Here is an 803-nt window from a genome sequence, read left to right as displayed (position 1 = left end):
CGGCCTGCCGGATGTCCGCCCCTGGGCGGCCTGGTGCCGCGACATCCGGGCCCGCTACCCGGTGGGCGGCGCCCCCACCGACGGCCCACAGCTCCATCCCTACGCCCTGGTGGAGCGCATCTTCGAGCAGCTGCGCGACGACGACATCGTGGTCTGCGGCAACGCCTCGGCCTGCATCCTGCCCTTCCAGGTGGGCCGCCTGAAAACCGGCCAGCGCATGTTCAGCAACTCCGGCTCCGCCTCCATGGGCTACGACCTGCCCGCCGCCATCGGCGCCGCCCGGGCCGCCGGCAGCCGCCGGGTGGTGTGCTTTGCCGGCGACGGCAGCCTGCAGATGAACATCCAGGAGCTGCAGACCCTCAAGACCCTGGGCCTGGACGTGCTGATCGTGCTGATCGACAACGGCGGCTACCTGTCCATCCGCCAGACCCACGAGAACTTCTTCGGCCGCATCGTCGGCGCCACCCCGGCCTCCGGTGTCGAGTTTCCGGATTTCGCCCGGGTCGCCGCCGCCTACGGTCTGGATGCCGTCAATGTCGCCACTCCGGCGGACCTGCCCGCCCTCGACGCCGCCCTGACCCGCCGCGGCCCGACCCTCATCGCGGCCCGGGTGGACCCGGCCCCCGGCTTCGAACCCCGCATCAAGTCCCGCGCCCTGCCCGAGGGGGGCTTTGCCACCCCCGAGCTGGACGACATGTTCCCCTTCCTGCCCCCGACCGAGCTGGCCGCGGTGCGTGCCGAGGCGCGCGGCCTCCGCGCCTGGACGGGTGGAGCCGGCGCGTGAGCACCGCGGGCTTTCCGTC

1 protein-coding gene is annotated in these 803 nt (G+C 73.1%); it reads left to right on the top strand.

From position 1 onward, the window contains the following. The coding region (locus tag JNK74_28470) for a thiamine pyrophosphate-binding protein (protein ID MBL7650123.1) at positions 1 to 784 on the top strand (784 nt) is incomplete at its 5' end. Positions 785 to 803: the final 19 nt, after the last annotated feature.

This window comes from Candidatus Hydrogenedentota bacterium (assembly GCA_016791475.1).
Taxonomy (GTDB): domain Bacteria; phylum Hydrogenedentota; class Hydrogenedentia; order Hydrogenedentales; family JAEUWI01; genus JAEUWI01.
This window is presented reverse-complemented; position numbering and strand designations above follow the sequence as displayed.